This window comes from Streptomyces collinus Tu 365 (genome assembly GCF_000444875.1).
In the GTDB taxonomy this organism is placed as follows: Bacteria; Actinomycetota; Actinomycetes; order Streptomycetales; family Streptomycetaceae; genus Streptomyces; species Streptomyces collinus_A.
Window position 1 is genome coordinate 5,379,673 of sequence record NC_021985.1, and the last position, 24,738, is coordinate 5,404,410.

Below are 24,738 nucleotides of genomic sequence, written 5' to 3' on the forward strand. Positions count from 1 at the left end.
GGTGTGGCGCTCATGGTGAAGCTTTGGCATGGTCAGGTCAATAGCGTGTCAAAGGTGAACCACCGGACCACGACGGGCGCAGCGCGCCACTCCCCGGGGGAGTGACGCGCTGCGCGAGGTGCGGTGCGGGTCAGTGGTGACGGCCGCCCCAGCCGCCGCCGTCGCGGTGACCGCGGTGGTCGTAACCCCACGAGACGGAGTCGACGAAGCGGCCGTCGTCGTTGCGCAGGGTCGCGGTGTCGCTGCGGGTGTCCCACACCGACCGGCGGCGGTCCTGGAAGAGGTCCGTCCGGCTGTCCCGCCCGAAGCCGGTGTGGACGCGGACGGTCGCGCGGCCGTCCAGCCGGTAGTGGTGGAAGGTGTAGGTGTGGCCGTCCTCGTCCGACAGCGTCCACCCGTCCAGGTTCACGCTCCGCCGGCTCGCGTTGGTGACCTCGACCCACTCCTGGTTCAGGTTGCGGTCGTAGCGGCTCGACGCGGGGTGCTGCACGCCGCCGATGGCCACCCGGGTGTGGTGGTGCCAGCCGTCGTGGCCGTGGTCGGCGGCCGAGGCGGGCAGGGCCACGGCACCTACGACGGCGGCCGCGGCGACGGCCGTTGCGGCGATACGGCGGGCGGTAACAGAAACGGACACGGGGTCCCCCTTTGAAGGGTCGTGCACACCTCGCCGCCCGCGGCCGGAGCCGCGGACAGGAGGTGCGGTGTGCTGGTGGCGACCGGTCGGCCGCACACCCACACCTTGCAGCCGGCCGCGGAGCCGGCCGGGCGAAACCTGGCTGCTGTTACGGTTCGCGCATATTCCTGTGACTCACGGCTGCAATGTCCATTTACGGACTGAATGAAGGTTTTCCCGCCAACTGAAGCGCCTCTGCCCGGCTACGTCCGAGGCCGCCTCCACGAAAGGGTGTAACAGCCAACCACGGCTCTGGCCAGGGCTTTCGTCAACGGCGGACGCCCGGTCCCTCGTAAGGGGCCGGGCGTCCGCGGGGGTGGGGCTCAGATCACGGCATGCTGTGGACGTGTGCCCCCACCGCGCTGGACCACGCGTTGCCGGAGCTCGCGTCCCAGTTGGTCGACCAGGTCATCGCGCCCCGCAGGTCGGGGTAGGTCCTGGCGGGCTTGAAGGAGCCGCAGCCGGTGCCCTGGGCGAGGCAGTCCAGGGCGTTGTTCACCACCGTGGGGGAGACGTAGCCGCTGCCCGCCCCGCTGGTGGACGCCGGGACGCCGAGGCCCACCTGGGACGGCGACAGGCCGCCCTGCAGCTGGATGCAGGCGAGCGCGGTGAGGAAGTCGACCGAGCCCTGCGCGTACACCTTGCCGTCGCAGCCCAGCATGGAACCGCTGTTGTAGTACTGCATGTTGACGACCGTGAGGATGTCCTTGATGTTCAGGGCCGTCTGGAAGTAGGAGTTCGAGGTCGACTGCATGTCGATCGTCTGCGGGGCCATCGTGATGATCAGCGAGGAGCCCGCCTTCGAGGACAGGGAGCGCAGCGCCTGCGTCATGTACGTCGCGTTCAGGCCGTTCTCCAGGTCGATGTCGACGCCGTCGAAGCCGTACGTCTGCATCAGGGAGTAGACGGAGTTCGCGAAGTTCGCCGCCGAGGTCGCGTCGTTGATCGACACCGTGCCGTTCTGGCCGCCGATGGAGACGACGACCTTCTTGCCGGCCGCCTGCTTGGCCTTGATGTCGGCCTTGAACTGGTCGACCGTGTAGCCGCCGAGGCCGGCCGAGTCCAGGTTGAAGGAGACCGCGCCCGGCGTGCCGGCCGCGTCCGCGAAGGCGACGGCGATGATGTCGTAGGCGGCCGGGACGTCCGACAGCTTCTGGACCTTCGCGCCGTTGTTGAAGTTCTGCCAGTAGCCGGTCACCGCGTGCTTGGGCAGCGTGCCGCCGCCTCCGCCCCCGCCCCCGGTGGCGGCCGTCGTCCCGCTCACGGCCGCCGACTTCGCGGACTCGCCCGCCGAGTTGGTCGCCGTGACCTGGAAGGAGTACGAGGTCGAGGCCGACAGCCCGGTCACGGTCGCCGAGGTCCCCGTCACCGCTGTCACCTTCGTGCCGTCGCGGTAGACGTTGTAGCCCGTCGCGCCCGGCACCGCGGACCAGGACAGGGACACCGACGACGAGGTCGTGCCGGAGACCGAGAGGCCGCCCGGCGCGGCCGGGACCGTGGGGGCCGGGTCGCCGCCACCGCCGCCGTCGGGGCCGTAGACCGAGACGTCGTCGGCGTAGTAGGCCGCCTGGCCGTACCAGCCGTGGGTGTAGACGGTGACGGAGGACGTGGAGGCGCCCGTCGTGAACGTCGTCGACAGCTGCTTCCAGGACGAGGAGTCCGGCGTCCAGGTCGAGACGTCCGTCGTGCCCGTGCCCGTCACGCCCAGGTAGGAGTAGCCGCCCTGCACCCAGGCGCTCAGCGTGTACGTCGAGTTCGGCTTGACCGCGACGGACTGGGTGCACTGGGCGTTGTCCTGCCCGGCCGGGGTCGCCTTCAGCGCGGCGGAGCCGGAGTGGACGGGCGAGGAGACGGTCGTGCCGCTGCCCGCCGTACAGGTCCAGTTGCCGAGGCCCGACTCGAAGCCGGCGTTCCTGACGTTGTTGACGTCCGCGGCCGACGCGGGGGCGGCGGCGAGGCCCGCGACCGAGAGGGCGAGGGCGGTGGCGGCGGACCACGTGGCGATCCGTCGTCTGCGGGGTCCGGGTATGCCTGATGCGCGGTCCACTGGTGCCTCCGGTGGGGGAGTCGGCGGGGAAGGGGAGGTGCTGGGGAGTCACGGGCGGTGGCCACCGCTGGCGTACAAGTTGGTCCAGACCAATTCGGCTGTCAAGAGGTCCAGACCAAAACCGCCCTCACTGTTCCGCTCAACCTGTCCGGATTTGGCGGTAGTTGTGACCGATGAGTTGCACACGAGCTACACAAACGCTGTTCTCCGGTCATTGGGCCGTGGTTACAGTGCTCAGGTAGTCACGCAACGAAGTCGTCCTGGCGCATTGGAGTCACACCGGTGGGCCGAAGGGTGTGAGGAGCGGGGAGCGGAGCGTGCCAACTGCCATTGCCGTGACCAGTGCCGACATGGCGCTGCCGGTGCAGGACGAACGGACCATGCCCGCCGTCGTGCTGCGCGACCTCGACCAGCGCCCCCTGGAGCACACCCTCACCGAACTGCACACGCTCGTCGAGCAGTACGGCTACGTCATCGTGCTGTGCTCACAGGCGACGCCGGAGCCGGTCGTGCGGCGGCTGTACACCCTGCGGTCCCTGCTGGAGAGCGACCGCGTCGCCCTCTTCCGGCCCGCACTGCCGCCGCTCGGCGTCGCCGTCCTCGCCCGGCAGCTGCGCCAGCTCGCCTCCTGCGACCTGAGCCCCGGCGTGCTCGCCTCCGCCGGACGCCTGCTCACCCACTACGTCCACGCCGGCGCCGTCCTCGGCTCGGTCGCCCGGCTCGACCGGGTCCCGGTGGGGCTCAAGGCACACGCCAAGTCCTGGGTGCCCGGCAGCCAGTTCGCCGTCGTCGCCCACCCCGAACCCCAGCTCGTCAAGGTGGCGCCCGGCGCCACCCTCAAGGGGCCCGAGTTCAGCACCTGGATGCTCGTCGCCAAGGGCCAGCTCCAGACCGACTGGCTCACCGGCCTCGCCAAGGAGTGGACCTCCCACGGGCTGCGCGAGACCCCGCTGCCCGCGGAGTCCGCCCGCTGGTGGGGAACCGGCCGCGTCGTCGAGTTCTGCAGCTACCTCGCCGACCTCTCGGTGCTGTACCAACTGGTCGCCTCCGTGCGGCAGTCCACCTGCCACTGGTGCGGCCTCGACGTCATCGGCGACCTCTGCGTCTTCTGCTCCGCCACGCCGCCCGCGCACGAGCCCGCCGCCCCCCGCGCGCTGGAACAGCGCACGCCCGCCTGACCCGCACCAAGGTGACCCACTTCCCGATCGACCGATTCCCCCAATGAGGTTGCACGGTTCATGAACTCCCGTCAGCGCCGCGGCGTGATACTCCTGATCCTGTCGGTCCTGTGCGCTCTCGGCGCGTTCGCCGGCGTGCTCTCCGTCGTCCACGACGTGCAGTCCAAGGTCGGACCCGAGGTCAGCGCCTACCGGGTCAGGTCCGACGTGAAGCCGTACACCGCGCTGAGCACCGGCCAGTTCGAGAAGATCAAGATGCCCGAACGCTGGCTGTCCGGGAACGCCGTCACCGACCTGAGGCAGATCCAGGGCAAGATCGCCGTGACCACCCTGCGCGCCGGATCACTGCTCCAGACCGACATGATCGTCGACCAGCCCGCCCTCCAGCCGGGCCAGCAGGAGGTCGCCATCATGATCGACGCGGCCACGGGCGTCGCGGGCAAGATCACGCCGGGCTCCCGCGTCAACGTCTACGCCACCTTCGAGGGGAAGAAGGACGGCGACCCCGACCAGTCGAAGATCATCGTCACCAACGCGCGCGTCCTCGACGTCGGCCACATCACCGCCCTCGACCCCGACCGCAGCAAGGACCAGCAGCAGCCCACCGAGGCCGTCCCCATCACCTTCGCGCTCTCCACCCTCGACGCCCAGCGCATCACCTACGCCGAGTCCTTCGCCCAGCGCGTCCGGCTCGCGCTGGTGGCACCCGGCGGCCAGACCAGCGTCCCGGACAAGGACCGCACCTACGAACTCGTGACGGACAAGTGAGAGGCGGCCATGCCCACCAGGATCCTCCCGGCCGGCGCGGACCCGGACGCCGTCCGCTCCCTCACCACCCTGCTCAGCCAGCTGCCCGACGCCGAACCGCAGCCGCCCGTAGGTGACTCCACCCAGCTCGTCGACACCCTCGCCCGGTCCGCCGCCGAGTCGGTGGACGAACTGCCCGAGGTGGTCGTCGTGCACGAGCGGATCGGCCCGGTCCCGGCGCTGGAGCTGATCCGCGAGGTCGCGCTGCGCTTCCCGGCCGTCGGCGTCATCCTCGTCACCACCGACGCGAGCCCCGGCCTGTTCGCCGCCGCCATGGACTCCGGCGCCCGCGGCCTGGTCTCGCTCCCGCTGTCGTACGAGGAACTCGCCAGCCGGGTCCAGGCGGTCGCCCAGTGGTCCACCGGCGTACGGCGCCACCTCGGGCACGGCGCCGACGTGCTCGGCGGGGCCGGCGGCACGGTCGTCACGGTCAGCGGCGCCAAGGGCGGCGTCGGCGCCACCGTCACGGCCGTCCAGCTCGCGCTCGCCGCCCAGGCCTCCGGCCGCGCCACCGCCCTGGTCGACCTCGACCTCCAGACCGGCGACGTCGCCTCCTACCTGGACGTCCAGTTCCGCCGCTCGGTCGTCGACCTCGCCACCATCACCGACATCTCGCACCGGGTCCTCGCCGACGCCGTCTTCCGGCACGACACCGGCCTCACCCTGCTCCTCGCCCCCGCCGAGGGCGAGCGCGGCGAGGAGGTCACCGACCGCGCCGCCCGCCAGGTCGTCAGCGCCCTGCGCTCGCGGTACGAGGTGGTCGTGGTCGACTGCGGCGCCCAGCTCGGCGGTGCGAGCGCGGCGGCCGTCGAGATGGCCGACACCGCCCTGCTGGTGACCACCCCGGACGTGGTCGCCGTACGCGCCGCCAAACGGACCGTGCGCATGTGGGACCGGCTGCAGATCCGCAAGGCCGAGGAGACGACGGTGATCGTCAACCGCCACTCCCGCGCCACCGAGATCCAGCCGGCGCTGGTGCAGCGGATCACCGGCACCGCGGTGGCCCGCACCGCCGTGCCCGCCAACTTCAAGGAACTCCAGGGCGTCGTCGACGCGGGACGGCTGCACGAACTGGACAGCCGGAGCACGGTGAAACAGGCCCTGTGGGCGCTGGCCGGCGAGCTGGGGCTGGTCAAGGCGGCCGAGGGCGCGCACCGGAGCGGGGGCCGCGGCGCGGTCGGCTTCCGGCGGCGGAAGGAGTAGCGGCCGATGAGACGCCCGCGCGGGGACGACCGGGGGCAGGTCAGCATCGAACTCCTCGGGATGACACCCCTGATCGTGCTGACCCTGGTGCTCATGTGGCAGTGCGTGCTGGTGGGGTACGCCTACACGCTCGCGGGGAATGCTGCGGACGAGGGCGCACGGGCGGGGACGGCCGCGCCCCGCGGCGGCGCACGGCAGGCCGCGTGCGAGGCGGCCGCGCTCAAGCACCTGTCGGGGGCGTGGAAGGGGGGAGCGAAGGTGAAGTGCAGCCCTAGCGGCTATGTGACGGCCGACGTCGGCCTCAAGGTACCCGTCCTGTTCCCCGGCTCGATCGACTTCCCCGTCACGGTGCACGGCCACGCCGGCACCGTGGAGGAGGTGAAGGAGTGAGGCCGCGCGAGACACCGGCCGGGACACCGATCGGAACCCCGGCCGGGAAGTCGGCCGAGAGGCCGACCGGCGAGGTGCCCGCGACGCCGGCCGGGAAGCCGTACCGGCGCGCGCGACGCGACGCGGGCCAGGTCGCCATCGAGTACCTCGGGTTCATCCCGGTCCTGCTGATCGTCGGACTGGCCGGCTTCCAGATCGGGGCCGTCGCCTACGCGGCCGAGCAGGCCGGCACGGCGGCCCGGGCCGGAGCGCGCGCGGCCTCCCTGGGGCAGTCCCCCCAGGGGGCGTGCGCGCAGGCCGTCAGCGGGGGGCTCCACGTGACGTGCGGCCCGAGCGGGGGAGGGGACGACTCGGTCACCGTCACCGCCACCGTCTCCGTGCCCCAGATCGTCCCCGGCTGGTCCTTCGACCCGGTCCGGAAACAAGCCACCATGCCCCGTGACCACGGAGGAGCAGCGAACCCATGAGCCTGCGGGCACGCATCAGCACCCCCGAGGACCACGGCAGCCGGGGCGAGGACGGGCATCTGGTCGCCTCCTACCGGGCCAAGCTGCTGGAGGAGATCGACCTCGCCGAGATGAGCTCCCTGGCCGCCGCCGAGCGCCGCGCGCGCCTGGAGCGGGTCCTCGGGCACATCATCAGCCGCGAGGGCCCGGTGCTCTCCACCGTCGAACGCTCCCAGCTCATCCGCCGCGTGGTGGACGAGGCCCTGGGCCTCGGCATCCTGGAACCGCTGCTCGAGGACGCCTCGATCACCGAGATCATGGTCAACGGACCCGACGCGATCTTCGTCGAACGCGGTGGCCGCGTCGAGCAGTTGCCGCTGCGTTTCGTCTCCGCCGACCAGCTCATGCAGACCATCGAGCGGATCGTGTCGACCGTCAACCGGCGCGTCGACGAGTCGAACCCGATGGTCGACGCCCGCCTGCCCTCCGGCGAGCGCGTCAACGTCATCATCCCGCCGCTGTCACTGACCGGCCCCACCCTCACCATCCGCCGCTTCCCGCGCTCCTTCACCCTCCAGGAGCTGATCGGCTTCGGCTCGCTCGACGAGCGGATGGTGTTCCTGCTGGCCGGTCTCGTGCAGGCCAAGTTCAACATCATCGTCTCGGGGGCCACCGGCACCGGCAAGACGACCCTGCTCAACGCGCTCTCCGGGCTCATCCCCGCGCACGAGCGCATCATCACCATCGAGGACTCCGCCGAACTCCAGCTCCAGCAGACCCACGTGGTCCGGCTGGAGTCACGGCCGCCCAACGTGGAGGGCAAGGGCCAGGTCACCATCCGCGACCTGGTGCGCAACTCGCTGCGCATGCGGCCCGACCGCATCGTGGTCGGCGAGGTCCGCGGCGGCGAGTCCCTCGACATGCTGCAGGCCATGTCCACGGGCCACGACGGCTCGCTCGCCACCGTCCACGCCAACAGCGCCGAGGACGCCCTCACCCGGCTCCAGACCCTGGCCTCCATGTCCGACGTCGAGGTGCCCTTCGTCGCCCTGCACGACCAGATCAACAGCGCCGTCGACGTCCTCGTGCAGCTCACCCGGTTCGCCGACGGCGCCCGCCGGATCACCGAGATCGCCGTGCTCGACAGCCACGGCGGGGAGCCGTACCGGCTGGTGACGGTGGCCCGCTTCCTCGCCCAGCCGCTGACCCACGACGGCCGGGTGTACGGCACCTTCGAGTACTTCCCGCTCCCACGCCGGACCGCCGACCGCCTGTACATGGCGGGGCAGCCCGTCCCGCAGGCGTTCGGTGTCGCCCGCACCGCGGACCAGCTCGCCACCCGAGAAGCCAGGTAGGCCACCCCATGGAACTCCACGACCTCGTCCGGCTGACCACCGGTGTCGCGCTGCTGACCTGCGTCCTGGCGGTCGTCGGTGTGCACGTCTACGCCTCGGGCCGGGCCCAGCGGGCCGCGCTGATCGACCGCCTCTCGCACACCGGCACCGTCCCGGGCGGCGGCCGCCGGCGCCGCTTCAGCGACCTGGACCGCCGGCTGCGCCGTACGGCGCTCGGCCGGAAGCTGGAACTGCGACTGGCGGCCACCGGCCTTGACGTCACCCCGGGCGAGTTCTTCGTCTACATGCTCGCCGCGGTGGCCGCGCTGTGGCTGATCGGCCAGGCCACCCTGGCCCCCTTCTTCGGCCCGCTCGCCGGCCTGCTCGGCATCTGGGCGTCCGTCCAGTTCCTCAACTGGCAGCGGCAGAAACGCATCGAGCGCTTCATCAACCAACTCCCCGAACTGGCCCGCATCCTGGCCAACGCCACCCAGGCCGGCCTGGCCCTGCGCACCGCGATCGGCATGGCGGCCGAGGAGCTGGAGGCACCCGCCGGCGAGGAACTGGCCAAGGTCGCCGACCAGCTCGCCATCGGCCACTCCATGGACGACGCGCTCGGCGAACTCGCGGAACGGCTGCCGTCCCGCGAACTCGTCGTGCTCGTCACCACCCTGGTCCTCTCCAACCGGGCCGGCGGCCAGGTGGTCGGCGCGCTCCGCAACCTCACCGAGACCCTGGAGGAGCGCAAGGAGACCCGGCGTGAGGTCCGCACCCAGCTGTCCCAGGTGACCATGACGTCGTACGCCGTGCCCGTCCTCGGCATCGGCGCCCTGTTCCTCATGAACGGGGTCAAGGACGGCGCCCTGGAACGCATGACCGGCTCACCCGTCGGCCAGGCCTGCGTGGTCATCGCGTTCGCCCTGTACGCCGTCGGCTTCGTGCTCATCCGCCGGATGAGCCGGATCGACGTGTGAGGAGGCTGCACCGATGGCATTCCTGCTCGCCCTGCTGACGGGCCTCGGCGTCTGGGGCGCCTTCGCCGGCGTCCGGATGTACCGCGCGGACGCGAAACTCCCCGGCGACCTGGCGATCGCCCTCGAGGTCGGCGCCACCCGCACCGGCGCCGTGGACTCGGTGATCGACCGCATGGGCATGCGGTACGCCCCCGCCGTGCTGCGGCTGATGGGCCCGCGCCTCGTGGCCAGGTACCGGCGCCGGATCGACCTCGCGGGCAACCCCGGCGGCCTGACCATCGACCGGTACGCGGCCCGGCGCGCGGTGTACGGGGCGCTCGGCGGCGTCGGCTTCCTCGTCTTCCTGCTGCGCGGCCAGTGGTTCGTGGCCCTGCTGCTGCTCCTGTTCGGGGCGTTCTGGACGGAGGTCGGCATCTGGTCGGCGATCCGCGTCCGCAAGGACGTGATCGAACGGACCCTGCCCGACTTCCTCGACGTGCTCGCGGTGGTGGTCAGCGCGGGACTCGGCTTCCGCCAGGCCCTGGACCGGGTCGCCACGCGCTACGAGGGCCCCTGGGCCGACGAACTGCGCATCACCCTGCGCCAGATGGACCTCGGCATGAGCCGCCGCCAGGCCTTCGCGGAACTGCGCCGGCGCAACGACTCCGAGCAGGTGGCGATGTTCGTGACGGCGCTGCAGCAGGGGGAGGAGCTCGGCGCCCCCATCGTGGACACCCTGGTCGCGCTGGCCAAGGACATGCGCCGCACGGACGCCCAGAACGCCCGCCGCAAGGCCGCCCGCGCGGTCCCCAAGGCCACCTTGATGATCACCACGTTCATGGTCCCCGGCACGATGCTCCTGCTGGGCGCCGGTCTGCTGCTGGGCTCCGGCGTGGACTTCGGCTCGCTCACGGGGAAGTGAGCGCCCGATGACGACGATGGGAGCGACCGGACCGGGCCGGCGGCTGTCCCTCCGGGTCCCCCTGCGGGACGCGGCGCGGGCCGCGTGGCGCGCGTCGGCCGCCCACCTGCGCGGGTCACGGGCGGCCTTACCGGGACGGGGCCGCGGACAGGCGGAACGGCCGGGGGAGCGGCCGGGGCGGGGGGAGCGGCGGGCACCGGGGCCGGACGGGACGGCCGGGTCCGTCCCGCCGGTGACGGAGGCGGCCGCCGGAGTGCTCCCCGAGCCCTCCGAGAAGCTCCAGCTCCGCGCCCTGCAGGCGATGTGCCGTCAGGTCTTCGGCTTCCGGCTCGCGATGATCGTCCTCGCGGCCCCCGCCGCGCTGCTCAACGCCGCCCCCGGACTGGGCGTCCGTCTGGTCGGCGGCGCGGTCGTCGTCACCTTCATGGTGTCCTACGTCCTGTTCCGCGACTGGGAACGCTTCGGGCCCCTCCTCCTGCGCCACCCCACCCTGCTCGCGGCCGACACCCTCGTCGCCTCGCTGCTGCTGGTCTCGGCGGGCCCGGACACCACCCTCGCCTACGTCAGCGTCTGCACCCCGCTGCTGGCGGGCCTGGTCTACAGCTGGCGGGGCGCGGCCTGCTTCGCCTCGCTGCAGTCCCTGATCCTGCTCCTGGTGCACACCACCCTGAAGCCGGACGGCCGGCCCGGCGTGGCGGAGTCCCTGCTCCTGCCCGGCCTGTGCGTCATCGCCGGAGCCATGGGCTCGACCCTGCGCGGCCTGATGCTCCGCTTCGGTGCGGCCACCCAGGCGCTGACGGCCGTCCAGGCCCGGCTGGCGGCGACCGAGGCGGTGCACGCCGAACGGGCTCGCCTGGCCCGGGAGATGCACGACTCGGTGGCCAAGACCCTGTACGGGGTCGCCCTCGCCGCCGACGGCCTGGCCACGACCGCGTCCGCCGAGGCCCCCGACCCGGCCCGGGTCCGGCAGCAGGCCGACCTGGTGTCCCGCTCGGCCCGCAGGGCCGCGGCCGAGTCCCGCGCCCTGCTGGAGGACCTGCGGCGGGAGGAGGACCCGGCCCGCCCGGTGGACGTCTGGACCGAACTGACCGCACGGGCGGACGACTTCTCCGCGCGCACCGGACTGCCGGCCGTCTGCCGCCGCACCGGCGACGCACACCTGCCGCTCGTCGCCCCCGCCCCGGCCCGCCATCTGCTGGCCATCGCCGCCGAGGCACTGGAGAACGTCTCCCGGCACGCCCGGGCGACCCGTGTCGAGCTGACCGCCGGGGTCCACGGCGACCAGCTCTGCCTGACCGTCCACGACGACGGCGACGGCCTGCCCCCGGACACCACCCTGGAACGGCTGCGCCACGGGGGTCACTTCGGCCTGCTGGGCATGGTCGAGCGGGCCGCCTCGGCCGGGGCGCGCATCCGCGTCGGCCGGGGGGAGCACGAGCGGGGCACGGAGGTCCGCGTGGACCTGCCCCTGCGGGTGGCGGCACCCGGCACCCCGGCCGGCCCGGCCGGCCCGACCGTCCTGTCCAGGTCCGCGGACTCCCGAGAGGAGAACCCTGATGCGGCAACCCCGTGAGACGGACCCCGGCTTCCCGGGCGGTCCGGACAGCCCGGACCGCCCGGACTCCGACGGCTACGGCTTCCCGCCACCGGCCGCCACGGCCCCGCTGCGCCTGGTGGTGGCCGACGACAACCCCGTCGTCCGCGCGGGCCTGACGGCCCTGCTGTCCGGCCGTGCCGACACCACGGTGGTCGCCGAGGCGGCGGACGGCCGGGAGGCGTACGAGGCCGCGCTGCTCCACCGGCCCGACGTCGTCCTGCTCGACGTCCGCATGCCCGGCGTCGACGGAATCTCGGCATTGCCGCACCTGGTCCGGCTGGCCCCGGTCATGATGCTCACCTACAGCCACGAGACGGAGACGGTGCGGGAGGCGCTGCGACGGGGGGCGGGGGGCTATCTGGTGCACGGCGAGTTCACGGCGGAGCAGCTGGTGAGGGCGGTGCACGACGTCCGGGAGGGCCGGCCGCACGTGACGCCGGGTGCGGCGAAGGCGTTGATCCCGCAGATCCAGGCGAGTGCATCTGCACATGGCAGTGGTGAACTCTCCGGTAGTTTAGGCGGAATTCCACCCCAAAACCTTTCGCAACTGCAATCCGATGTGGGACAGTCGTTCCGGTCACGGTTCCAACTGAGCAGCAGAGAGGCGGAGATCATGGACCTCATCGCGTCCGGCATGACCAACCAGCAGATCGCCGCCACCTGCTTCATCAGCGAGAAGACGGTCAAGAACCACATCAACCGCATCTTCGCCAAGCTCCAGAGCACCACCAGGTCCCAGGCGGCCGCGAAATGGCTGGGGGTGGCCTGAGATGCCGGACAGGGGGAGGCGTTGGGTCCGGGAATGGGTCCTGGGGCCCTCTGGGGGGTGGGGGACCGGGTCCTACGGTTCCGGGGTCGGAAGCGAAGTCGGAGGGGAGCACCGTGAGCGATCTGTGGCTGAGGATGCTGGTTGCCATGCAGCGTCGGGTCAACGACAAGGGCCAGACGGCCGTCGAGTATCTGGGCATCATCGCTGTGGTGGTGGCGATCGTGCTGGCGATCACGGGTACGGACATCGGTCAGACGATCCTCGACAAGATCCAGGCGAAGATCCAAGAGATCACCTGATTCCTAGCCGTCGGTTCGGCGACGCAGGGCAGGCCTTCCCCATCTACATCACGGTGGTGGCGGGTCTGCTCTTTCTTGCGTTCGCCTACCTGGCTGTCGGGCAGGCCGCGGTGAATCGGAGTGGAGCGCAGACGGCAGCGGACGCGGCGGCGCTCGCGGCGGCCCAGAAAACGCGGGACCGGCTCGCTGACCAGTGGCTCGCCGACCTGCTCGACCCCACCAAGTGGCAGGACATCTTCGAGGGCAAGGACAGCGGCGACGACTGTGCCCGGGCGGCGCAACTGGCCACGGAGAACGACGCGGATCTGCGGTCCTGCAAGCCTGGTCCACTGCAGTACGAGGTGACAGTCCGGACCAACAAGTCAGTCGGTGACTCAGTCGTGCCGGGGACGGAAAGCATCCAGTCCACCGAGTCCGCAAAAGCCGTGATCGAGCCGCTGTGCGAGCCCCCGAGCGAAGACGCCGGGAAAGGCGCGCTGCCCCAACTCATCTGCAAGGACAGGAACTGGGACCTGAACCCGGACGACAGAGCCAGTCTGCCGGGCCCGGATGACCTTTTCGACGTCCACTTGGCCACGAACGACGAAGGATGAAGGAAGCGGAGCGATGAGCATTCAGTTCACTGCGAAGGCCCGCAGGGGGATGGTCGCATTGACCGCTGCGGCCTGCCTGGCCGTCGGAGTAGCTGGCTGTGGCGGTGGCGGCGACGACGGGAAGAAGCCGGAGGGGTCAGCCTCCGCGACGAAAAGCCACGGGTCCAAGCCCAGCGCTCAAGAAGGTCAGTCCGACGAGCCGTTGGCCGAGCTGAAGGGACCCAGCGGCCTACTTCTCTCGATCACTTCGGCTCAGCGAGACGCGGGCGGGTTCGTCACCGTGAACGGCGCGCTGAAGAACGACAGCGGGAGCGCCGCGATCATCCCGTCGAGCGTGCGGGGAAACGAGACCGAGATCATCAGGAACGGCAGTTCTCTGGGCGGCGCCACTCTCGTCGACTCCAAGGGGAAGAAGCGCTACTACGTCCTGCGTGACACAGATGGACGACCACTCACAACAACCGGACTGACGTCGCTGAAGCCCGGTGAGGAGACCCAGGTCTTCATGCAGTTCCCCGCCCCGCCCGCCGCCACGACCGAAGTCGACTTCCAGCTGCCCGGCTTCCCCACTGCCTCCATCCAGATCTCCGGGTGAGGCCGAAGTGACCACCACTCCCCGTCTCACCCTCACCCTCGCCACCGCGACCCTCCTCGTCCTCACCAACCTCTCGCTCGCCCGGGCCGACGGCGGACCCAGTGAGCCCCCGGGCACGGAGCCCTCCGCCACCGCGCCCGTGAAGATCGACCCCACCGACCCCGACCTCAAGCTGCCCGAGGGCGCCACCCTCGCGCAGCCCAAGGTGCTGGACATCAAGTCGGTCGTGGAGGACCAGAGCGGGGACGAGCGCCGGGAGGACACCAACGCGGACGTGACCTTCGCCCTCCAGGCCGAGGTGCTGTTCGGCAAGGACAGCGCCAAGCTCGGCGCCGAGGCGAAGGCGCGCATCGCGACGATCGCCGAGGAGATCAAGAAGCAGAACGCGACCCAGGTCCGCGTCTTCGGCTTCACCGACAACCTCGGCTCCTCCGCCCACGGCGACGTCCTGTCCAGGCAGCGCGCCAACGCCGTCCAGGCCGTCCTCGACCAGGACCTGAACGACCCCGACGTCACCTTCGAGGTACGGGGCTACGGCGAGCAGTACCCGATCGCCGACAACTCGACGGAAGAGGGCCGGAAGAAGAACCGACGGGTGGAGGTCAGCTTCCCGCGCACCGGTCAGTGAGCCGCGGGATCGCAGCGCCGGTCAGCCCGGCTCCACCGTCACCCGGACCCCCGCCCGCATCCCCCATCCCGCCATCGCCCCGGCGGTCGCCTCCAGCACGTGGCGGGAGCGGAGCCGGGGCAGGCCCAGGCGGCCGGGCGGCATCGTGCGCACGGCGATGACGGTCAGCCGGCGGTCGAGGTAGGCCACGTCGACGGGGATGCGCATGCCGAAGGTGTGCACGCTGCCCGCGGGGGAGAGCAGCAGCGCCCCCTCGACCTCGTCGCGGCCCAACAGGCCCCGGGTGCGCGCCCGGTAGGAGGCCGCGATCTCCAGGGGCACGGTGAGCGGGGCCCCGCCGTCGTCCGGATGGATCAGCAGACTCCCGTGACCGTCCCGCCATCGCGCCATGATTCCGGCACCTCCGCGAGGACCGTACCCACGGCACGCCGGGTGTAAAGGAGCGGGCGCCCGGGGGCCGTTGTCAGTGGCCGCTGCCACACTGCACGGCATGAGCGACGAGCGCCCCGACGTCGGCCTGCGGGTCGTCACGGAAGACGACCTGCCCGTCTTCCTCGGCCAGGAGCACGACCCCGAGGCGGTCCGGCGGTCGCGGTTCGCGCCCCGGCCGCGGGAGGCGTTCCTGCGGCACTGGCGGGAGCGGGTGCTCGGCGATCCCGACTGCCTGGTGCGGACCGTCGTCGCGGACGGGCGGACGGCCGGGCACGTCGTCTCGTGGACGCAGGGCGAGCGGCGGTTCGTCGGCTACTGGCTGGGGCGGCCGTACTGGGGCCGGGGCGTCGGCGGCCGGGCGCTCGGCCTCTTCCTGGAGCTGGACCGGGTACGGCCGCTGTACGCCGACCCGTTCGCCGGCAACACGGCCTCCGTGCGCCTGCTGGAGAAGCACGGCTTCGAGCGGGCGGGCACGGTCGGGCACGGCGCGGACGAGCACGTCCTGCTCGTCCTCGCGGGCTCCGAGGCCGGACCGGTCAGTCCGTAGCCCGGTCCGTGACCTGGTCCACGGCCGGACGGTGGTCGCCGGTCGCGCCGTCGATCAGCTCGCGCAGGATGTCCATGTGGCCGGTGTGCCGCGCGGTCTCCTCGATCATGTGGACCAGCGTCCAGCGCAGCGACACGGAACGGTCCTGCCAGGCCGGCCGGCCCCGCGCGTCCAGGGGCAGTTCGGTGATCGTGCGGTCGGCGGCGGCGCGGGCGCGGCCGTAGAAGGCGAGGATCCGCTCCGTGCTCTCGCCGGGGGCGATCCGCGTGTCCTCGCCCTGGTACGGGTCGAACCACAGGGGTTCCGCCTCGCGTCCGAAGGTCTCCACGAACCAGCCGTACTCGACCGAGCCCAGGTGCTTGACCAGGCCGAGCAGGGTGGTGCCGCTCGGCGTCATCGGCCGGCGCAGCTGCTCGTCGTCGAGTCCCTCCAGCTTCCAGAGCACGGCGTCCCGGTGCCGGTCCAGACTCGTGTGCAGGATGTGCTTCTCGTCAGGGGTGTCACCAGCGGCGCCGTCGGCGGCAGGGGTCGTCATGCGGCGGAAATTAGCAGGACCCGGTGACAGCGGGCTGCGACCATGGGGGACATGGCAGAGCAGCGTTCCTTCACGGACCTCGTCGCCGAGGGGGCCGCGGTGCCCACCGAGGGATGGGACTTCTCCTGGTTCGAGGGGCGGGCCACCGAGGCGCGGCCGTCGTGGGGGTACGCCCGGTCGGCGGGGGAGCGGCTGGCCCGCGCCGAGGCCGCGCTCGACGTCCAGACCGGGGGCGGCGAGGTGCTGGACTTCGCCCTGGGCCGGGCCGAGCCGGACCGGCCGGCGCTGGTCGCGGCCACGGAGGGCTGGCCGCCGAACGTGGCGAAGGCCACCGCCCTGCTGCGGCCGCGCGGTGTGGTGGTCGTCGCCGCGACCGACGACGAACCGCTGCCGTTCGCCGACGCGGCCTTCGACCTGGTCCTCAGCCGGCACCCGGTGCGCCCCCACTGGGACGAGATCGCCCGGGTGCTGCGGCCCGGCGGCACCTACTTCGCCCAGCACGTCGGGCCCGCCAGTGTGTTCGAGCTGGTCGAGTTCTTCCTGGGACCCCAGCCCGCGCAGGTGCGTGGCGCCCGCGACCCGGAGGACGAGCGGGCCGCGGCTCAGGCGGCCGGTCTGCGGGTGGTGGACCTGAGGGCGGAGCGGCTGCGGATGGAGTTCCGCGACATCGCCGCCGTCGTGCACTTCCTGCGCAAGGTGGTCTGGATGGTCCCCGGATTCACGGTTGAGGCGTACGCGCCGCGGCTGCGCGCGCTGCACGAGCGGATCGAGCGGGAGGGCCCCTTCGTGGCGCACAGCGCCCGGCATCTCCTCGACGTCCGGAAACCGACCCGCTGACGGGCCGCCAGGACGCCGGGACGGGCGCCGCCCGGTTCACCCGGGGTTCACCCGAAGTCTCCTCAGGGTATCCACATCGTTATCGGCGACGATGCACAGGCGCCTCACCTGTCACGTAGGTTCAGGCCAAGGTAATTCGCGCCAGCAAAACCGCGCGGGCGGCACCGCGCAGTGGAGGGGGCTGCGCGGTGCCGCGACGTCCCCGGAGCCGGTGGCGGAACCGTCAAGTCACCGTTCGCTCACCGGGTAGCCCGTCGGAGGGACCCCGGGACAACTCGCCGAGGCGTCCCCAAGACGGACCAAACCCTCTTGATCGTTCGCTATGGGGCCGGATCGCCTGGGAATCCGCTGTGAATCAGCCATGAGACACCCCTGAATGCACCATTCCGTGCACATCCCGGCGTCGCCGACCGATTCCGGAGAGTAGTTGTGGCACGCCGATGCACGCGCCGGCCCTCACGAAGGGTTATGGTGGAAACCCCCCCTCGGGCCGGTCCGTCTCCCCCCCACGGACCGGCCCGTTTTTTCTTCCTGGTCGCACCCTGCGAAGGCCCCGGAGCCTCGCCGGAGTAACCTCAAGCCCTGCGGGGACCACAACCGCGCCGTCTGGAGGGGCTCACCGTGAACCTGCGCGACAAGCTGCGCGGCCTGCTCGTCAGGCTCTACGCACGCCGGGTGGAAGGTCACCTGGACCACGCTCAGGTGCCCAAGCACATCGGCGTGATCATGGACGGCAACCGCCGCTGGGCCAAGGCCGCCGGCTCCACCACGGTCCACGGCCACCGGGCCGGCGCCGAGAAGATCGAGGAGTTCCTCGGCTGGTGCAGCGAGACCGACGTCGAGGTCGTCACCCTGTGGCTGCTGTCCACCGACAACTTCGACCGCCCGCAGGAGGAACTGGGCCCCCTGCTCGGCATCATCGAGGACGTCGTACGCACCCTCGCCGCCGACGGCCGCTGGCGGGTGCACCACGTCGGCACCCCCGACCTGCTGCCCGCGGGGATGCAGCGCACCCTCAAGGAGGCCGAGGAGGCCACCGCCCACGTCGACGGAATAATGGTCAACGTGGCCATCGGCTACGGCGGCCGCCAGGAGATCGCCGACGCCGTGCGCTCCATGCTCCTGGACGCCCGGGACAAGGGCGTCTCCCTGGACGACCTCGCCGACTCCGTCGACGTCGACATGATCGGCCGTCACCTCTACACCGGCGCCCAGCCCGACCCGGACCTGGTCATCCGCACCAGCGGCGAGCAGCGGCTGTCCGGATTCATGCTCTGGCAGACGGCCCACTCCGAGTACTACTTCTGCGAGGTCTTCTGGCCGGCCTTCCGCAAGGTGGACTTCCTGCGCGCGCTGCGCGACTACGCCGCCCGCCACCGCCGTTACGGCGGCTGAGCCGCACCCGGACACACCGGACGCCCCGTCGCCGACCGTGCGGCGGGGCGTGCCGTATACCCCGGTTGGGGCGGAAGTAACGACGAGTTCACCGTCGCGCTGTTGGCTGCTTCTGCATGGTGGCGCATGTTCGAGGGCATAAGCCAAGCAGGTCGACACCCGAACCACGGGTGTCGGATCTCAGCGGGCGGCACGGGGCCGTCCCGCCCGGGAGGCCCTTTGCACCAGCCCGACCGTGCGCTCACCGCACGGAAGCAGCCGCGGAGGCCCGGTGTCCGGCCCGCCTCGCGCGGGAGCCGGGTACCGGTCGCGATGCTCCCGCTCTCCCGGCCCGGCTTCCGTCTCGTCGCTCCCCGACCTCATCCGAGGGGGTACGTCCTTCCGTGGTGACCAGCGCAAAGCGCCGCATGCCAGACCGGCGCACCTATGTTCTCGACACCAGCGTCCTGCTGGCCGACCCGAACGCCCTGACCCGCTTCGACGAGCACGAGGTCGTGCTCCCCATCGTCGTGGTCACGGAACTGGAGGCCAAGCGGCACCATCCCGAACTCGGCTACTTCGCCCGCCAGGCCCTGCGCCTGCTGGACGACTACCGGGTGCGGAACGGCCGCCTCGACGCCCCCATCCCGATCGGGGAGCTGGGCGGGACCGTCCGGGTCGAGCTCAACCACTCGGACCCCAGCGTGCTGCCCAGCGGCTACCGCCTGGGGGACAACGACTCCCGCATCCTCGCGGTGGCCCGCAACCTGCAGGCGGAGGGGTTCGACGTCACCGTCGTCTCGAAGGACCTGCCCCTGCGGATCAAGGCGTCCTCCGTCGGCCTGCTGGCCGAGGAGTACCGCGCCGAACTCGCCATCACGGAGAACTCCGGCTGGACCGGAATGTCCGAACTGACGCTCCCCGGCGAGCAGGTGGACATCCTCTTCGAAGAGGGGCGCGTGCACGTCCCGGAGGCCTCGGACCTCCCCGTGCACACCGGCCTGACCATCCAGTCCGAACGCGGCAAGGCGCTCGGCCGGGTCACCGCCGACGGCAGCGTCCGCCTGGTGCGCGGCGACCGGGAGGCGTTCGGCATCAAGGGCCGCAGCGCCGAGCAGCGCATCGCGCTCGACCTGCTGCTCGACCCGGACGTCGGCATCGTCTCGATGGGCGGCCGGGCCGGCACCGGCAAGTCGGCGCTCGCGCTCTGCGCGGGCCTGGAGGCGGTCCTGGAGCGCCGCCAGCACCAGAAGGTGATGGTCTTCCGGCCGCTGTACGCGGTGGGCGGGCAGGAACTGGGCTATCTGCCGGGTTCCGAGGCGGAGAAGATGAGCCCCTGGGCGCAGGCCGTCTTCGACACGCTGTCCGCGGTCACCAGCCGCGAGGTCATCGAGGAGGTCACCGCGCGCGGCATGCTGGAGGTCCTGCCGCTGACCCACATCCGGGGCCGCTCCCTGCACGACGCGTTCGTCATCGTCGACGAGGCCCAGTCGCTGGAACGCAACGTCCTGCTGACCGTTCTGTCCCGGATCGGGGCGAACTCCCGTGTCGTCCTCACCCATGACGTGGCACAGCGGGACAATCTGCGGGTGGGGCGCTACGACGGGGTGGTCGCGGTCGTGGAGAAGCTGAAGGGGCACCCCCTCTTCGCGCACGTCACGCTGACGCGTTCCGAGAGGTCCCAGATTGCGGCGCTTGTGACCGAAATGCTGGAGGACGGACACATCTGACACGCCGGTGACACCCATCTGACCTACGGGTGACGTCCGTTGGCGCCGTCCGGCAAAGGCCAAGAGCCTAGCCGGGCGGCGCCTTCGCGTGTGGTGGTTTCCAGAAATCCCTGGCGGCAAACGAGGTGTGAGCTTTCACACGCAACACAGAATTGCCACCCGGCGTCGGATTACGGCAGAGTCTCATTCCTGTCAGGCCCCGCATACGACACACCTGTACCCCCAGCGGTACGGCACCACCGAGGCACCGCCTTCAACTCCATAGCGTCGTCGTATGCCGCCCGAGCACCATGCGGCGCTCCCCACTGGGGAGTTGCCCACCGGGCCCGCGCCTCCCGTGACCCCGCAGTTGGGAGGCCAGTGTCAGGGGGCACGATTGCGTCCGCCAGGGTCACCGAAGCGGGCGATGCTGGAAGGAAACCGTGTGAGCCGGATTTCGGTCCGGGGACTGGCAGTGGCCTCGGCCACCGCGGTCACCGCTGTCGGAAGCGTCGTCGGTGTTGCCTCGGGCAGCACCGCGCAGCCCAACGACGCCGAGGCGACGGCAGCCGACACCACGCTCCTCGCGGACATACCCGTAGGTGAGCAGGCGCAGGTCCAGACCGCGTCCCTGACGCAGCAGGCCGACGCGCAGGCCATCGCCGCGGACGCGAGCGCCAAGAAGGATGCCGAGGCCGCCGCCCGCAAGGCAGCCGCCGAAACCGCCATCGCCAAGAAGGAGGCCGCACAGAAGGCCGCCAAGGAGGCGAAGGAGCGCGCCGCGGCGAAGGCCACGGCAACCACCCGCTCCACCCGTGACACCTCCAGCTTCCCCGTGCAGGGCAGCTACACCGTCGCGCAGATCCAGGCGATGGCCAGCCAGATGGTGGGCGCCGGCCAGTTCCAGTGCTTCAGCAACATCGTGGACCACGAGTCCAGCTGGAACTACCGTGCCGTCAACGCCTCCTCCGGCGCCTACGGACTCTTCCAGGCCCTGCCGGGCTCCAAGATGTCCTCCGTCGGTGCCGACTGGCAGACCAACCCGGCCACGCAGATCAAGTGGGGCCTCAACTACATGAACAGCCGGTACGGCAGCCCTTGCCAGGCCTGGTCGTTCTGGCAGGCCAACCACTGGTACTAGGCCGCCCGGTCGCAACCCGACCTCGCGAAGCCCCTCCCCGTCCCAAGGGGAGGGGCTTTCGCGTTGTACGGTCGTATGCGAACGACTCCCGGGGCAGGAGTGGCGTACACCCGGGACGCGGGGGAAGAGGACGAAGCATGTCGCGAGTGCCAGGGTGGCTCGGCCGGCTCGGTGCCGGTCTGACGGAGATGAGCGAGCGCCTTGACGAGCGCCGCGCCGAGGTGGACCAGGACGAGGGGCCGGCACCGGCCCCCGCCCGCCGGACCGCCGATCCGGTGGTGCCCGCACCCCGGCCGGCCGCGCCGGCCGGCCCCCGCCCCGACCCCGCCCAGGCGGTGCCCTGGGGTGTGCGGGTCGCCGCCGAGGCCGGCTGGCGGCTGCTGGTCCTGGCCGGCACCGTGTGGGTCCTCATGCGGGTCATCAGCGCCGTGCAGCTGGTGGTCTTCGCCTTCGTCATCGCCCTGCTGGTCACCGCGCTGCTCCAGCCGACGGTCGCCCGGCTCACCCGGCGCGGGGTGCCGCGCGGTCCGGCCACCGCGCTGACCGCCATCCTCGGCTTCGTCGTCATCGGCCTGATGGGCTGGTTCGTGACCTGGCAGGTCATGGAGAACATCGACACGCTCTCCAACCAGATCCAGAACGGCATCGACGACCTGCGCAACTGGCTGCTGAAGAGCCCCTTCCACGTCACCGACAAGCAGATCAACCAGATCGCCAAGAACCTGCGCGAGGCCATCGGCGCCAACACCGACCAGATAACGTCGGCGGGTCTCGAGGGAGTCCAGGTCGTCGTCGAGGCGCTGACCGGCATCCTGCTGGTGTTCTTCTCGACGCTGTTCCTGCTCTACGACGGCGAGCGCATCTGGCAGTGGTTCCTGAAGCTGGTGCCCTCGGCGGCCCGGCCGGGCGTGGCCGGGGCGGGCCCGCGCGCCTGGCGGACCCTGACGGCCTACGTCCGGGGCACGGTCCTGGTCGCCCTGATCGACGCCGTCTTCATCGGCATCGGCATCTACTTCCTCGACGTGCCGATGGCCGTCCCGCTGGCCGTCTTCATCTTCCTGTTCTCCTTCATCCCCCTGGTCGGCGCGGTCGCCTCCGGTGCGCTGGCGGTGATCGTGGCGCTGGTGACCCAGGGTGTCTTCACGGCCGTGATGACGCTCGTCGTGGTCCTCGCCGTCCAGCAGATCGAGGGCCATGTGCTGCAGCCGTTCATCCTCGGCCGCGCGGTCCGCGTCCACCCGCTGGCCGTGGTCCTCACGGTGGCGGCCGGCGGCATGGTGGCCGGCATCGGCGGCGCGGTGGTGGCGGTACCGCTGGTGGCGGTGACGAACACGGTGGTGGGCTATCTGCGGCAGTACTCGCTGGAGGCCCAGCAGCCGCAGTCACCGCCCGAGCCGGCCGACGAGGTGGTCCCCGTCGCCGTCGCGGAGGAGAACGCGCAGGACCCCGCCCACGAGGTGTGAGCGGGGTCCCGGGGAACCACGGCCGTAGTACTACTCGGCGAGGACGGCCTCGGCGTCCAGGGTGACGCCGACCGCCTGGACCACGGAAGCGATCTTGAACGCCTCCTGGACCACCTCGCGCTCGACGCCGGCCTTGCGCAGCACCTGCTCGTGCGAGTCGAGGCACATGCCGCAGCCGTTGATCGCGGAGACCGCGAAGGACCACAGCTCGAAGTCGACCTTCTCGACACCGGGGTTGCCGATGACGTTCATCCGCAGGCCCGCGCGCAGGGTGCCGTACTCATGGTCCGACAGCAGGTGGCGGGTGCGGTAGAAGACGTTGTTCATCGCCATGACGGCGGCCGCGGCCTTGGCGGCGGTGTAGGCCTCGGGCGACAGGTTCGCCTTGGCCTCCGGCTCCAGCTCACGCAGCACGATCGGGGAGCGGGAGGCGATGGCGGTCGCCAGCACCGTGCCCCACAGCTGCTGCGCCGGCAGGTCGGAGTTGCCGATGACCGAGCCCAGGTTGAGCTTCAGGTCCTTGGCGTAGTCCGGGACGAGGGACTTCAGCGAGTCGAGCGACATGGGTCACTCACCGGCCAGCAGCGCGACCGGGTCGAGGGTCTCGTCGCCCTTGCTCCAGTTGCACGGGCAGAGCTCGTCGGTCTGCAGGGCGTCCAGGACCCGCAGGACCTCCTTGGGGTTACGGCCGACGGAGCCGGCGGTCACCATGGTGAACTGGATCTCGTTGTTCTGGTCGACGATGAAGACGGCGCGCTTGGCGAAGCCGTCCTCGCCCTCGATGCCCAGGTCGCGCATCAGCTCGTGCTTGGAGTCGGCCATCATCGGGAAGGGCAGGTCACGCAGGTCGTCGTGGTCCTTGCGCCAGGCGTGGTGGACGAACTCGGAGTCACCGGAGAAGCCGAGGACCTGGGCGTCGCGGTCGGCGAACTCGTCGTTCAGCTTGCCGAACGCGGCGATCTCGGTCGGGCACACGAAGGTGAAGTCCTTGGGCCAGGCGAACACGATCTTCCACTTGCCCTCGTAGGTCTTGTGGTTGATCGTCTCGAACTCCTTGCCCTTCTCCAGCGAGACGCAGGCGGTCAGTTCGAACTCGGGGAACTTGTCACCGACAGTGAGCACTTGCTCTCCTTGCAGCGAGGAAACGCCCTTTTTGGGGGATTTTTCCATTGGGTTGGACGCTGTCGATGTTGGCACAGGGTGCATTGATTAGTGAAATAGCTACACTCGGTCGAGTTGATCGGAGGTACCTATCAGTGACCATCAGTAGCGCAAAGCGGAGGCAGCCGAGCCTCGCGCAGCTGCGCGCCTTCGCCGCCGTGGCCGAGCACCTGCACTTCCGGGACGCGGCCGCCGCGATCGGCATGAGCCAGCCCGCGCTCTCCGGCGCGGTCTCCGCGCTGGAGGAGACCCTGGGTGTGACCCTCCTCGAGCGTACGACGCGCAAGGTACTGCTCTCGCCCGCCGGCGAGCGGCTCGCGGTGCGGGCCAAGGCCGTGCTGGACGAGGTCGGGGCGCTGCTGGAGGAGGCCGAGGCGGTCCGCGCGCCGTTCACCGGTGCGCTGCGGCTCGGGGTGATCCCGACCGTCGCGCCCTACCTGCTGCCCACCGTGCTGCGGCTGGTGCACGAACGCTATCCGCACCTCGACCTCCAGGTGCACGAGGAGCAGACCGCGAGCCTCGTCGAGGGCCTGAACTCCGGCCGCCTCGACCTGCTGCTGCTCGCCGTCCCGCTCGGTGTCCCCGGTGTCACCGAACTCCCGCTTTTTGACGAGGACTTCGTGCTCGTCACCCCGCTGGACCACTGGCTCGGCGGCCGTGAGGGCATCCCGCGCGAAGCCCTGAAGGAGCTGAACCTGCTGCTCCTGGACGAGGGTCACTGCCTGCGCGACCAGGCGCTGGACATCTGCCGCGAGGCCGGGCGGGAGGACGCCCCGGTCACCACCACCGCCGCCGGGCTCTCCACCCTGGTGCAGCTGGTGGCGGGCGGCCTCGGCTGCACCCTGCTCCCGCGCACCGCCGTCAAGGTGGAGACCACCCGCAGCAGCCAGCTGCTCACCGGGTACTTCGCCGAACCCGCCCCGAGCCGCCGGATCGCCCTCGCCATGCGCACCGGCGCCGCCCGCGGCGCGGAGTACGGGCAGCTCGCCGAGGCGCTGCGCGAGGCCATGCGCCCGCTGCCGGTCCGGCTCCTCGGCACCGGCGCCTGAGAACCGGGTTCACGGCGGCGGCCGCAGCGACGACGGCCGGACGGGCCCCTCCCGCC

Annotated in this window: 27 protein-coding genes; 21 read left to right on the forward strand and 6 right to left on the reverse strand. The window is 71.2% G+C overall.

Annotated features, from left to right (window positions below; translation table 11 throughout):
• Positions 1-130: 130 nt before the first annotated feature.
• Both B446_RS23525 and B446_RS23530 read right to left on the reverse strand, forming a co-directional pair.
• Positions 131-634, reverse strand: coding sequence for a lamin tail domain-containing protein (locus B446_RS23525; RefSeq protein ID WP_052352177.1), 504 nt, complete (start codon positions 632-634; stop codon positions 131-133).
• Between the two features lie 367 nt (positions 635-1,001).
• Positions 1,002-2,720 carry a chitinase gene (locus tag B446_RS23530; RefSeq protein WP_020941929.1) on the reverse strand — a complete coding sequence of 573 codons (1,719 nt, stop codon included), beginning with the start codon at positions 2,718-2,720 and terminating at the stop codon, positions 1,002-1,004.
• 350 nt (positions 2,721-3,070) lie between these two features.
• On the opposite strand from B446_RS23530, the gene B446_RS23535 reads away from it, so the two are divergent.
• The 14 genes from B446_RS23535 to B446_RS23600 all read left to right on the forward strand — a co-directional run bounded on the left by B446_RS23535 (position 3,071) and on the right by B446_RS23600 (position 14,434).
• On the forward strand, positions 3,071-3,898 hold the full coding sequence (locus tag B446_RS23535) for a hypothetical protein (RefSeq protein WP_234967643.1): 828 nt from the start codon (positions 3,071-3,073) through the stop codon (positions 3,896-3,898).
• Positions 3,899-3,958: 60 nt separating this feature from the next.
• Positions 3,959-4,666: a Flp pilus assembly protein CpaB gene (gene cpaB, locus B446_RS23540; RefSeq protein WP_020941931.1), complete on the forward strand. Its 708-nt coding sequence runs from the start codon at positions 3,959-3,961 to the stop codon at positions 4,664-4,666.
• Between the two features lie 9 nt (positions 4,667-4,675).
• On the forward strand, positions 4,676-5,908 hold the full coding sequence (locus B446_RS23545; RefSeq protein WP_020941932.1) for an AAA family ATPase: 1,233 nt from the start codon (positions 4,676-4,678) through the stop codon (positions 5,906-5,908).
• A gap of 6 nt (positions 5,909-5,914) precedes the next feature.
• Positions 5,915-6,298, forward strand: coding sequence for a TadE/TadG family type IV pilus assembly protein (locus tag B446_RS23550; protein WP_020941933.1), 384 nt, complete (start codon positions 5,915-5,917; stop codon positions 6,296-6,298).
• A gap of 74 nt (positions 6,299-6,372) precedes the next feature.
• Positions 6,373-6,765 (forward strand): TadE/TadG family type IV pilus assembly protein, encoded by a 393-nt coding sequence (locus B446_RS23555; RefSeq protein ID WP_043478959.1) that lies wholly within the window; start codon positions 6,373-6,375, stop codon positions 6,763-6,765.
• Complete coding sequence (locus tag B446_RS23560) at positions 6,762-8,099, forward strand: CpaF family protein (RefSeq protein WP_020941935.1); 1,338 nt, start codon at positions 6,762-6,764, stop codon at positions 8,097-8,099. The genes B446_RS23555 and B446_RS23560 overlap by 4 nt, the downstream gene beginning before the upstream one ends.
• Positions 8,100-8,107: 8 nt before the next feature.
• Positions 8,108-9,052: a type II secretion system F family protein gene (locus B446_RS23565; RefSeq protein ID WP_020941936.1), complete on the forward strand. Its 945-nt coding sequence runs from the start codon at positions 8,108-8,110 to the stop codon at positions 9,050-9,052.
• A 13-nt stretch (positions 9,053-9,065) separates the two neighbouring features.
• Entirely contained in the window at positions 9,066-9,953 is an 888-nt protein-coding gene (locus tag B446_RS23570; protein WP_020941937.1) for a DUF5936 domain-containing protein, read from the forward strand.
• A 7-nt stretch (positions 9,954-9,960) separates the two neighbouring features.
• Positions 9,961-11,526 carry a sensor histidine kinase gene (locus B446_RS23575; RefSeq protein WP_419184163.1) on the forward strand — a complete coding sequence of 522 codons (1,566 nt, stop codon included), beginning with the start codon at positions 9,961-9,963 and terminating at the stop codon, positions 11,524-11,526.
• Positions 11,510-12,319: a response regulator gene (locus tag B446_RS23580; RefSeq protein ID WP_020941939.1), complete on the forward strand. Its 810-nt coding sequence runs from the start codon at positions 11,510-11,512 to the stop codon at positions 12,317-12,319. Before B446_RS23575 ends, B446_RS23580 begins: the two co-directional genes overlap by 17 nt.
• Positions 12,320-12,432: 113 nt before the next feature.
• Positions 12,433-12,618, forward strand: a complete 186-nt coding sequence (locus B446_RS23585) for a Flp family type IVb pilin (protein WP_043476326.1) — start codon at positions 12,433-12,435, stop codon at positions 12,616-12,618.
• Entirely contained in the window at positions 12,615-13,211 is a 597-nt protein-coding gene (locus tag B446_RS23590; RefSeq protein WP_162473335.1) for a pilus assembly protein TadG-related protein, read from the forward strand. Before B446_RS23585 ends, B446_RS23590 begins: the two co-directional genes overlap by 4 nt.
• A gap of 13 nt (positions 13,212-13,224) precedes the next feature.
• Positions 13,225-13,806: a hypothetical protein gene (locus tag B446_RS23595; RefSeq protein WP_020941942.1), complete on the forward strand. Its 582-nt coding sequence runs from the start codon at positions 13,225-13,227 to the stop codon at positions 13,804-13,806.
• A 7-nt stretch (positions 13,807-13,813) separates the two neighbouring features.
• Entirely contained in the window at positions 13,814-14,434 is a 621-nt protein-coding gene (locus B446_RS23600; RefSeq protein WP_020941943.1) for an OmpA family protein, read from the forward strand.
• Positions 14,435-14,455: 21 nt separating this feature from the next.
• Here the strand turns inward: B446_RS23600 and B446_RS23605 are convergent, their stop codons facing one another.
• Entirely contained in the window at positions 14,456-14,824 is a 369-nt protein-coding gene (locus B446_RS23605) for a DUF192 domain-containing protein (RefSeq protein ID WP_020941944.1), read from the reverse strand.
• A gap of 100 nt (positions 14,825-14,924) precedes the next feature.
• Here B446_RS23605 and B446_RS23610 point away from each other — a divergent pair, with 100 nt between their 5' ends.
• Entirely contained in the window at positions 14,925-15,413 is a 489-nt protein-coding gene (locus B446_RS23610) for a GNAT family N-acetyltransferase (protein ID WP_052352359.1), read from the forward strand.
• On the opposite strand, the gene B446_RS23615 is transcribed toward B446_RS23610, so the two are convergent.
• On the reverse strand, positions 15,403-15,948 hold the full coding sequence (locus B446_RS23615; protein WP_020941946.1) for a DinB family protein: 546 nt from the start codon (positions 15,946-15,948) through the stop codon (positions 15,403-15,405). The two genes, B446_RS23610 and B446_RS23615, sit on opposite strands and share 11 nt — an antisense overlap.
• A gap of 51 nt (positions 15,949-15,999) precedes the next feature.
• On the opposite strand from B446_RS23615, the gene B446_RS23620 reads away from it, so the two are divergent.
• From B446_RS23620 to B446_RS23640, 5 genes are all read left to right on the forward strand, one after another.
• Complete coding sequence (locus B446_RS23620; RefSeq protein ID WP_020941947.1) at positions 16,000-16,785, forward strand: class I SAM-dependent methyltransferase; 786 nt, start codon at positions 16,000-16,002, stop codon at positions 16,783-16,785.
• Positions 16,786-17,406: 621 nt separating this feature from the next.
• Complete coding sequence (locus tag B446_RS23625) at positions 17,407-18,180, forward strand: isoprenyl transferase (RefSeq protein WP_020941948.1); 774 nt, start codon at positions 17,407-17,409, stop codon at positions 18,178-18,180.
• Between the two features lie 383 nt (positions 18,181-18,563).
• Positions 18,564-19,889, forward strand: coding sequence for a PhoH family protein (locus B446_RS23630; protein WP_043476333.1), 1,326 nt, complete (start codon positions 18,564-18,566; stop codon positions 19,887-19,889).
• 424 nt (positions 19,890-20,313) lie between these two features.
• Positions 20,314-21,009 carry a transglycosylase SLT domain-containing protein gene (locus B446_RS23635; RefSeq protein WP_234967542.1) on the forward strand — a complete coding sequence of 232 codons (696 nt, stop codon included), beginning with the start codon at positions 20,314-20,316 and terminating at the stop codon, positions 21,007-21,009.
• 137 nt (positions 21,010-21,146) lie between these two features.
• Positions 21,147-22,472 (forward strand): AI-2E family transporter, encoded by a 1,326-nt coding sequence (locus B446_RS23640; protein ID WP_043476335.1) that lies wholly within the window; start codon positions 21,147-21,149, stop codon positions 22,470-22,472.
• A gap of 30 nt (positions 22,473-22,502) precedes the next feature.
• Here B446_RS23640 and B446_RS23645 read toward each other — a convergent pair whose 3' ends face one another.
• Both B446_RS23645 and B446_RS23650 read right to left on the reverse strand, forming a co-directional pair.
• Positions 22,503-23,036, reverse strand: coding sequence for an alkyl hydroperoxide reductase (locus tag B446_RS23645; RefSeq protein ID WP_020941952.1), 534 nt, complete (start codon positions 23,034-23,036; stop codon positions 22,503-22,505).
• Positions 23,037-23,039: 3 nt separating this feature from the next.
• The gene (locus tag B446_RS23650; protein ID WP_020941953.1) at positions 23,040-23,594 is read right to left on the reverse strand and encodes a peroxiredoxin; all 555 of its coding nucleotides are present in this window, start codon (positions 23,592-23,594) and stop codon (positions 23,040-23,042) included.
• Positions 23,595-23,734: 140 nt separating this feature from the next.
• On the opposite strand from B446_RS23650, the gene B446_RS23655 reads away from it, so the two are divergent.
• Entirely contained in the window at positions 23,735-24,682 is a 948-nt protein-coding gene (locus B446_RS23655; protein ID WP_043478973.1) for a LysR substrate-binding domain-containing protein, read from the forward strand.
• Positions 24,683-24,738: the final 56 nt, after the last annotated feature.

What these genes read in the sequence shown, in the direction of transcription:
- B446_RS23575 (WP_419184163.1), top strand. Translation starts at nt 9,961, where the DNA reads ATGACGACGATGGGAGCGACCGGACCGGGCCGGCGGCTGTCCCTCCGG.
- B446_RS23550 (WP_020941933.1), top strand. Translation starts at nt 5,915, where the DNA reads ATGAGACGCCCGCGCGGGGACGACCGGGGGCAGGTCAGCATCGAACTC.
- B446_RS23640 (WP_043476335.1), top strand. Translation starts at nt 21,147, where the DNA reads ATGTCGCGAGTGCCAGGGTGGCTCGGCCGGCTCGGTGCCGGTCTGACG.
- cpaB (WP_020941931.1), top strand. Translation starts at nt 3,959, where the DNA reads ATGAACTCCCGTCAGCGCCGCGGCGTGATACTCCTGATCCTGTCGGTC.
- B446_RS23645 (WP_020941952.1), bottom strand. Translation starts at nt 23,036, where the DNA reads ATGTCGCTCGACTCGCTGAAGTCCCTCGTCCCGGACTACGCCAAGGAC.
- B446_RS23580 (WP_020941939.1), top strand. Translation starts at nt 11,510, where the DNA reads ATGCGGCAACCCCGTGAGACGGACCCCGGCTTCCCGGGCGGTCCGGAC.
- B446_RS23535 (WP_234967643.1), top strand. Translation starts at nt 3,071, where the DNA reads ATGGCGCTGCCGGTGCAGGACGAACGGACCATGCCCGCCGTCGTGCTG.
- B446_RS23615 (WP_020941946.1), bottom strand. Translation starts at nt 15,948, where the DNA reads ATGACGACCCCTGCCGCCGACGGCGCCGCTGGTGACACCCCTGACGAG.
- B446_RS23570 (WP_020941937.1), top strand. Translation starts at nt 9,066, where the DNA reads ATGGCATTCCTGCTCGCCCTGCTGACGGGCCTCGGCGTCTGGGGCGCC.
- B446_RS23560 (WP_020941935.1), top strand. Translation starts at nt 6,762, where the DNA reads ATGAGCCTGCGGGCACGCATCAGCACCCCCGAGGACCACGGCAGCCGG.
- B446_RS23545 (WP_020941932.1), top strand. Translation starts at nt 4,676, where the DNA reads ATGCCCACCAGGATCCTCCCGGCCGGCGCGGACCCGGACGCCGTCCGC.
- B446_RS23610 (WP_052352359.1), top strand. Translation starts at nt 14,925, where the DNA reads ATGAGCGACGAGCGCCCCGACGTCGGCCTGCGGGTCGTCACGGAAGAC.
- B446_RS23605 (WP_020941944.1), bottom strand. Translation starts at nt 14,824, where the DNA reads ATGGCGCGATGGCGGGACGGTCACGGGAGTCTGCTGATCCATCCGGAC.
- B446_RS23595 (WP_020941942.1), top strand. Translation starts at nt 13,225, where the DNA reads ATGAGCATTCAGTTCACTGCGAAGGCCCGCAGGGGGATGGTCGCATTG.
- B446_RS23565 (WP_020941936.1), top strand. Translation starts at nt 8,108, where the DNA reads ATGGAACTCCACGACCTCGTCCGGCTGACCACCGGTGTCGCGCTGCTG.
- B446_RS23620 (WP_020941947.1), top strand. Translation starts at nt 16,000, where the DNA reads ATGGCAGAGCAGCGTTCCTTCACGGACCTCGTCGCCGAGGGGGCCGCG.